Raw genomic sequence first — 3038 nt, forward strand, 5'->3', positions numbered from 1 at the left:
TTCTTCGCTGTGTCAAAACTTCTAGTCATTCTCTAAGTTATAAATTTCCACCTACGGGACACACAAAAACACTCAAATACCATGGTGAAGCAGCATCCATATTTGGTTCCACTTCCAAATGATTTGACTTTTCTGAGCCCAAAACCCTACTTACAATTTCAACTAACAGATCTTTTTCTCTCTTTTCCTCTATATCCCAGTATATTTTATAGCCAAAGTGAGAAAATGAAGAAGTGGAAAGTTTGGTGGCGGGGATTTTTCGAACCCTCACAAAGCCAGTTGTATTCGTGCTGTTTTTTATCTCCTCAGCGATCAAGTTTGCTTCTGCTTTGTTGTTCCTAAACGAGGACTCACACCACAAAACATCAAAGTCCCATTCCCCCCATTCGTGGTCAGAGGCGATTTTATTTCGACTTGATAAATCTCTTGATGCGATTGCCTCATCCTCTTTTTGGAATTTATTCTCAGACACCCTTATAGCTCGAGCGTCATCGGCAACATCTTTAATATTGGATTGCTCAAACAACGCTAACAATGGGCCTCGGAGTTCATCATCCTCGACCATCACAACGACTAACGACTTTGCAGCCTCTTGGTGTTTTTTTGATTCACTGAGTGAATCAAGAACCTCTTCGTACACTTTCCACTCAATTTCTCTTCGTTGTTTGAGCTCTTTAAGTGCTTGTTCGCTCTGTTTAACTGCGTTATCAACTTCTGCGATTCTTTCGTTTAGAGTTTGACTTTGCTCTCTCTGTTCCGGTTCTACCCAGAAGCTAAGGTAAGCTGCCATGCACGCAGTTACCAGCGTAACTATTGGGGTAAGAATCTTTGAGATGATATTTGAAAGATTGTCCATTATGTACGAACCTTTGTGCTTGCTAAATCTTTTATCAGGCGCGGTATATAACTTTCTCCGTCAGCGTCAAGTCGATGATTGTCCGCAACGTCAAGTATGTTGGATGTGTTAGAGATGAATACCTTCAAAGCCGCTACACGTTGGTCAAACCATGATTGGGATGAGGTATCTGTCTTCTCTTCAGATAAGATAACTCTGTTTCCAGGATGGCTGTAGAAAGGTTCGGGGGGAACATGTGGTACGACATCACCAAAATTCACAACTCTAAAGTGTGGTCCGGTAACTCTTGCATTTAACTTTTCTTCAAAAATCCCATTGCCAGGTCTAGGACTTGCAAAAGTGTATATACCATACACTGTATAGCTATTTTCAATTAACATACCTGCAAATATCGAGCAGAGCGCACCGCCTAAGCTGTGCCCTGTCACCCAAATTTTTTTTCTTAATAGGTCAGTACGTTCTATGATCTTGGTTAATCCAATAACCGTTGGAAACAAAGCGTCTTGAAAGCCTTCGTGAACTTTCGTGCCTTTCATTGGTCCTGGGTCATAAACTGCTTGAAAATTAGCAAACCAATCTTTTAGTGATTCACTACCTCGAAAAACCACAATTATGTTGTCGTCATTTGACATTACAAAACATTGAGTATCTATATCGGGCTGTTTTATGACGTTAATAAATCCATCAAAATTATAATTCCAGCCGGCTACCACTACAGGGACTCTTTGCTCGCTTTCATACGCTAAACTGCAAGCTATAGCTAAAGAAAGAGAAGTCCTTTCATCATACTCAGTTTTGGCAAAAACACCTTCAAAATCTGTAAAATGCTCCATGGTTTAAGTCCCTATATTTCATTGGTGCCAGACCGACGGTCTAGAGTAATTTGAAACGCTCCGTTTTAGTCCCAATAATTTCTCCGTTTTTGTAGTTTGCTTTACAGAGAATTAGCTCTACATTATTTGCTTCAAATTCAATAAACCCCCAGTTGTGGACATCATCTATTGCCCACGGTAGCCCAAGTTTATTAATTGAAATTCCAGATGATACTAGTTCATGGCAAGGCCGTTTTCTTTTTTTAGGAGGATAATAGCGATTTTTATGTATGTCTCCAGCAACCCAGAAAACATTGCTGCTACAAGCCTCTACAGCTTCACAGAACTCTTCGAACTCTTCTTCGTATTCCGAAAAATGTTCAGAGCCAGCCGTCATGGTTAGACCTGAGCAGATAAATGTATGAGAGAGATCATGTTCGAGTGCATCAAACAAAAACTGTTTTTGCTCTTCACCTAGCATAGATTTTCCGTATGAAGGGCTTTCGAGGGTATTTGGTCCACGGTATTGAGGCGAGATTTTGTCTGAATAACTGCGTACATCGAGGATGATAAATCGTGCAACTGGGTTACCATTCGGTAAATCTATATATCTGTAAATTGGTGCGCCATCATCAGGCTCATGTAACATCCATTTTTTGAAAAGCTTCATCGAAGCACTTTTCTTATCTTGAGGAACGTCATTTCCTTTGGCGTCGTTCCAAGCAAAATCGTGGTCATCCCAAGTTGCAAAAAATCCACCTTTCGCTCTCATTTCATCAGTCAAATTTTTAAAATGGGGAACTGAAAATTGAGCAGAGTATTTGGCTTCCATTCTATTTTCAAAAGCGTGACAAGATAACTTTTTAGGTGATCCTACCGGTTCATTACCAATAATACCGTAATCCATATATATATTGTCACCTAACAAAAATAGGTAGTCAGGCTCTTGATTTTGGATTTCTTTCCACTCAGGCTGTTTCTCAGTTAGTGGTATATCTGGAAAAGCTTCGAAACGACAGCAAGAAGCAAAAGCAACTTTATACATATTTACCTCGCCTTGTCATTTTAAGTTCAAAATCGGGCACGGTTAACCAATTGTAAATGCAAATATTGGCAATCCTACACCTCACTACTAGATTTCAGTGCCATCCATACAAATGATAGAGTAGGATAATTTGACAGTTTTACAATTCGATTAACTAAATCAAACAAGCTTTGCTGTGAACTTACCCTCGTGTGATTACACTTCCTTAAACACATTGCAGGTATTAGGAATAATAACTTGAACTGGAGCTTGGTAATTAAGATACGACAGAATCGCTTGGTGAACACAATTGACGCGTTGGTATCGTAACTCACAATTGGACAGA

Annotated in this window: 3 protein-coding genes; all 3 read right to left on the reverse strand. The window is 39.7% G+C overall.

The features are described 5' to 3' along the window. Positions 1-37: 37 nt before the first annotated feature. Genes M9196_RS23110 through M9196_RS23120 form a run of 3 tightly spaced genes read right to left on the reverse strand, consistent with a single transcriptional unit; the run spans position 38 to position 2713 of the window. Positions 38-856, reverse strand: coding sequence for a hypothetical protein (locus M9196_RS23110; protein WP_250619857.1), 819 nt, complete (start codon positions 854-856; stop codon positions 38-40). Further along, positions 856-1689 carry a lipase family protein gene (locus tag M9196_RS23115; RefSeq protein WP_250619858.1) on the reverse strand — a complete coding sequence of 278 codons (834 nt, stop codon included), beginning with the start codon at positions 1687-1689 and terminating at the stop codon, positions 856-858. The genes M9196_RS23110 and M9196_RS23115 overlap by 1 nt, the downstream gene beginning before the upstream one ends. Positions 1690-1729: 40 nt before the next feature. Then, the gene (locus M9196_RS23120) at positions 1730-2713 is read right to left on the reverse strand and encodes an alkaline phosphatase D family protein (protein WP_250619859.1); all 984 of its coding nucleotides are present in this window, start codon (positions 2711-2713) and stop codon (positions 1730-1732) included. Between the last annotated feature and the right edge of the window lie 325 nt (positions 2714-3038).

Origin of the sequence: Vibrio methylphosphonaticus (genome assembly GCF_023634655.1) — a bacterium.
In the GTDB taxonomy this organism is placed as follows: Bacteria; Pseudomonadota; Gammaproteobacteria; order Enterobacterales; family Vibrionaceae; genus Vibrio; species Vibrio methylphosphonaticus.

Excerpts from the sequence above, each read along its gene's own strand:
- M9196_RS23110 (WP_250619857.1), bottom strand. The coding sequence starts at position 856 with ATGGACAATCTTTCAAATATCATCTCAAAGATTCTTACCCCAATAGTT.
- M9196_RS23115 (WP_250619858.1), bottom strand. The coding sequence starts at position 1,689 with ATGGAGCATTTTACAGATTTTGAAGGTGTTTTTGCCAAAACTGAGTAT.
- M9196_RS23120 (WP_250619859.1), bottom strand. The coding sequence starts at position 2,713 with ATGTATAAAGTTGCTTTTGCTTCTTGCTGTCGTTTCGAAGCTTTTCCA.